Origin of the sequence: Streptococcus sp. HMSC076H09, from assembly GCF_001811765.1 — a bacterium.
GTDB classification, from domain to species: domain Bacteria; phylum Bacillota; class Bacilli; order Lactobacillales; family Streptococcaceae; genus Streptococcus; species Streptococcus agalactiae.
Genome location: NZ_KV806587.1, coordinates 1 through 5,097, shown reverse-complemented (window position 1 = coordinate 5,097; position 5,097 = coordinate 1). Strand labels below are relative to the sequence as shown.

The following is a 5,097-nucleotide window of genomic DNA, read 5'->3' as shown; positions in this document are numbered from 1 at the left end:
GTTGACAAAGCAGAATAAGTTTGCTAGAATATAGAAGTTGTCTCAAGAGAGGCAAAGACCTTTGAAAACTGAACAAGACGAACGAATGTGCAGGGTGGATTTACATTGTAAATCCGTCAATGACAAAAAAACAATAAATCTGTCAGCGAGACAGAAAAGAGCAAAGCTCAAACTTTTAATGAGAGTTTGATCCTGGCTCAGGACGAACGCTGGCGGCGTGCCTAATACATGCAAGTAGAACGCTGAGGTTTGGTGTTTACACTAGACTGATGAGTTGCGAACGGGTGAGTAACGCGTAGGTAACCTGCCTCATAGCGGGGGATAACTATTGGAAACGATAGCTAATACCGCATAAGAGTAATTAACACATGTTGGTTATTTAAAAGGAGCAATTGCTTCACTGTGAGATGGACCTGCGTTGTATTAGCTAGTTGGTGAGGTAAAGGCTCACCAAGGCGACGATACATAGCCGACCTGAGAGGGTGATCGGCCACACTGGGACTGAGACACGGCCCAGACTCCTACGGGAGGCAGCAGTAGGGAATCTTCGGCAATGGACGGAAGTCTGACCGAGCAACGCCGCGTGAGTGAAGAAGGTTTTCGGATCGTAAAGCTCTGTTGTTAGAGAAGAACGTTGGTAGGAGTGGAAAATCTACCAAGTGACGGTAACTAACCAGAAAGGGACGGCTAACTACGTGCCAGCAGCCGCGGTAATACGTAGGTCCCGAGCGTTGTCCGGATTTATTGGGCGTAAAGCGAGCGCAGGCGGTTCTTTAAGTCTGAAGTTAAAGGCAGTGGCTTAACCATTGTACGCTTTGGAAACTGGAGGACTTGAGTGCAGAAGGGGAGAGTGGAATTCCATGTGTAGCGGTGAAATGCGTAGATATATGGAGGAACACCGGTGGCGAAAGCGGCTCTCTGGTCTGTAACTGACGCTGAGGCTCGAAAGCGTGGGGAGCAAACAGGATTAGATACCCTGGTAGTCCACGCCGTAAACGATGAGTGCTAGGTGTTAGGCCCTTTCCGGGGCTTAGTGCCGCAGCTAACGCATTAAGCACTCCGCCTGGGGAGTACGACCGCAAGGTTGAAACTCAAAGGAATTGACGGGGGCCCGCACAAGCGGTGGAGCATGTGGTTTAATTCGAAGCAACGCGAAGAACCTTACCAGGTCTTGACATCCTTCTGACCGGCCTAGAGATAGGCTTTCTCTTCGGAGCAGAAGTGACAGGTGGTGCATGGTTGTCGTCAGCTCGTGTCGTGAGATGTTGGGTTAAGTCCCGCAACGAGCGCAACCCCTATTGTTAGTTGCCATCATTAAGTTGGGCACTCTAGCGAGACTGCCGGTAATAAACCGGAGGAAGGTGGGGATGACGTCAAATCATCATGCCCCTTATGACCTGGGCTACACACGTGCTACAATGGTTGGTACAACGAGTCGCAAGCCGGTGACGGCAAGCTAATCTCTTAAAGCCAATCTCAGTTCGGATTGTAGGCTGCAACTCGCCTACATGAAGTCGGAATCGCTAGTAATCGCGGATCAGCACGCCGCGGTGAATACGTTCCCGGGCCTTGTACACACCGCCCGTCACACCACGAGAGTTTGTAACACCCGAAGTCGGTGAGGTAACCTTTTAGGAGCCAGCCGCCTAAGGTGGGATAGATGATTGGGGTGAAGTCGTAACAAGGTAGCCGTATCGGAAGGTGCGGCTGGATCACCTCCTTTCTAAGGATAAGGAAACCTGCCATTTGCGTCTTGTTTAGTTTTGAGAGGTCTTGTGGGGCCTTAGCTCAGCTGGGAGAGCGCCTGCTTTGCACGCAGGAGGTCAGCGGTTCGATCCCGCTAGGCTCCATTGAATCGAAAGGTTCAAATTGTTCATTGAAAATTGAATATCTATATCAAATTCCACGATCTAGAAATAGATTGTAGAAAGTAACAAGAAAATAAACCGAAAACGCTGTGAATATTTAATGAGTTTTCTAGTTTTAAAGAAACTAGGTTAATAAGGTTAAGTTAATAAGGGCGCACGGTGGATGCCTTGGCACTAGAAGCCGAAGAAGGACGTGACTAACGACGAAATGCTTTGGGGAGCTGTAAGTAAGCGCTGATCCAGAGATGTCCGAATGGGGGAACCCACTAGTTAATGACTAGTATCCATATCTGTTAAGGATATGAGAAGGAAGACGCAGTGAACTGAAACATCTAAGTAGCTGCAGGAAGAGAAAGCAAAAGCGATTGCCTTAGTAGCGGCGAGCGAAACGGCAGGAGGGCAAACCGAAGTGTTTACACTTCGGGGTTGTAGGACTGCGATATAGGATTAATCATTATAGAAGAATTACCTGGGAAGGTAAGCCAAAGAGAGTAACAGCCTCGTATTTAAAATGATAGATTAACCTTAGCAGTATCCTGAGTACGGCGAGACACGCGAAATCTCGTCGGAATCTGGGAGGACCATCTCCCAACCCTAAATACTCTCTAGTGACCGATAGTGAACCAGTACCGTGAGGGAAAGGTGAAAAGCACCCCGGGAGGGGAGTGAAATAGAACCTGAAACCGTGTGCCTACAACAAGTTCGAGCCCGTTAATGGGTGAGAGCGTGCCTTTTGTAGAATGAACCGGCGAGTTACGATATGATGCGAGGTTAAGTTGAAGAGACGGAGCCGTAGGGAAACCGAGTCTTAATAGGGCGCCATAGTATCATGTTGTAGACCCGAAACCATGTGACCTACCCATGAGCAGGTTGAAGGTGAGGTAAAACTCACTGGAGGACCGAACCAGGGCACGTTGAAAAGTGCTTGGATGACTTGTGGGTAGCGGAGAAATTCCAAACGAACTTGGAGATAGCTGGTTCTCTCCGAAATAGCTTTAGGGCTAGCGTCGATGTTAAGTCTCTTGGAGGTAGAGCACTGTTTGGGTGAGGGGTCCATCCCGGATTACCAATCTCAGATAAACTCCGAATGCCAACGAGATATAATCGGCAGTCAGACTGCGAGTGCTAAGATCCGTAGTCGAAAGGGAAACAGCCCAGACCACCAGCTAAGGTCCCAAAATATATGTTAAGTGGAAAAGGATGTGGGGTTGCACAGACAACTAGGATGTTAGCTTAGAAGCAGCTATTCATTCAAAGAGTGCGTAATAGCTCACTAGTCGAGTGACCCTGCGCCGAAAATGTACCGGGGCTAAAACATATTACCGAAGCTGTGGATGACACAAAAGTGTCATGGTAGGAGAGCGTTCTATGTGTGAAGAAGGTGTACCGTGAGGAGCGCTGGAACGCATAGAAGTGAGAATGCCGGTATGAGTAGCGCAAGACAGGTGAGAATCCTGTCCACCGTAAGACTAAGGTTTCCAGGGGAAGGCTCGTCCGCCCTGGGTTAGTCGGGACCTAAGGAGAGACCGAAAGGTGTATCCGATGGACAACAGGTTGATATTCCTGTACTAGAGTATATAGTGATGGAGGGACGCAGTAGGCTAACTAAACCAGACGATTGGAAGTGTCTGGTCAAACAGTGAGGTGTGATATGAGTCAAATGCTTATATCTTTAACATTGAGCTGTGACGAGGAGCGAAGTTTAGTAGCGAAGTTAGTGATGTCACACTGCCAAGAAAAGCTTCTAGCGATACATATACTCTACCCGTACCGCAAACCGACACAGGTAGTCGAGGCGAGTAGCCTCAGGTGAGCGAGAGAACTCTCGTTAAGGAACTCGGCAAAATGGCCCCGTAACTTCGGGAGAAGGGGCGCTGATTTTAGATCAGCCGCAGTGAATAGGCCCAAGCAACTGTTTATCAAAAACACAGCTCTCTGCTAAATCGTAAGATGATGTATAGGGGGTGACGCCTGCCCGGTGCTGGAAGGTTAAGAGGAGTGCTTAGCGTAAGCGAAGGTATGAATTGAAGCCCCAGTAAACGGCGGCCGTAACTATAACGGTCCTAAGGTAGCGAAATTCCTTGTCGGGTAAGTTCCGACCCGCACGAAAGGCGTAATGATTTGGGCACTGTCTCAACGAGAGACTCGGTGAAATTTTAGTACCTGTGAAGATGCAGGTTACCCGCGACAGGACGGAAAGACCCCATGGAGCTTTACTGCAGTTTGATATTGAGTATCTGTACCACATGTACAGGATAGGTAGGAGCCTATGATAACGGGACGCCAGTTTCGTTTGAGGCGTTGTTGGGATACTACCCTTGTGTTATGGCTACTCTAACCCAGATAGGCAATCCCTATCGGAGACAGTGTCTGACGGGCAGTTTGACTGGGGCGGTCGCCTCCTAAAAGGTAACGGAGGCGCCCAAAGGTTCCCTCAGACTGGTTGGAAATCAGTCGTAGAGTGTAAAGGTATAAGGGAGCTTGACTGCGAGAGCTACAACTCGAGCAGGGACGAAAGTCGGGCTTAGTGATCCGGTGGTTCCGTATGGAAGGGCCATCGCTCAACGGATAAAAGCTACCCTGGGGATAACAGGCTTATCTCCCCCAAGAGTTCACATCGACGGGGAGGTTTGGCACCTCGATGTCGGCTCGTCGCATCCTGGGGCTGTAGTCGGTCCCAAGGGTTGGGCTGTTCGCCCATTAAAGCGGCACGCGAGCTGGGTTCAGAACGTCGTGAGACAGTTCGGTCCCTATCCGTCGCGGGCGTAGGAAATTTGAGAGGATCTGCTCCTAGTACGAGAGGACCAGAGTGGACTTACCGCTGGTGTACCAGTTGTCTTGCCAAAGGCATCGCTGGGTAGCTATGTAGGGAAGGGATAAGCGCTGAAAGCATCTAAGTGCGAAGCCCACCTCAAGATGAGATTTCCCATGATTTTATATCAGTAAGAGCCCTGAGAGATGATCAGGTAGATAGGTTAGGAGTGTAATTGTGGTGACACATTTAGCGGACTAATACTAATAGCTCGAGGACTTATCCAAAAAGAGATATTGACAACGTTACGGTTTCTTGTTAGACTATAGATATTCAATTTTGAGTGAATAAGACTCAATAGTTAAGTGATAATTGCCTAGGAGATACACCTGTTCTCATGCCGAACACAGAAGTTAAGCCCTAGAACGCCGGAAGTAGTTGGGGGTTGCCCCCTGTGAGATAAGGTAGTCGCTTAGC

At 49.0% G+C, this 5,097-nt stretch carries 1 tRNA gene and 3 rRNA genes; all 4 read left to right on the top strand.

Annotated features, from left to right (window positions below):
* The first annotated feature begins 174 nt into the window (after positions 1–174).
* Positions 175–1,723, top strand: a 16S ribosomal RNA gene (locus tag HMPREF2818_RS00435).
* Positions 1,724–1,777: 54 nt separating this feature from the next.
* Positions 1,778–1,850 (top strand) — tRNA-Ala (locus HMPREF2818_RS00430).
* Between the two features lie 154 nt (positions 1,851–2,004).
* Positions 2,005–4,907: ribosomal RNA gene (locus HMPREF2818_RS00425) — 23S ribosomal RNA — on the top strand.
* 74 nt (positions 4,908–4,981) lie between these two features.
* Positions 4,982–5,097: ribosomal RNA gene (gene rrf / locus HMPREF2818_RS00420) — 5S ribosomal RNA — on the top strand.
* The 16S, 23S and 5S rRNA genes sit together here with 1 tRNA gene alongside, the layout of an rRNA operon.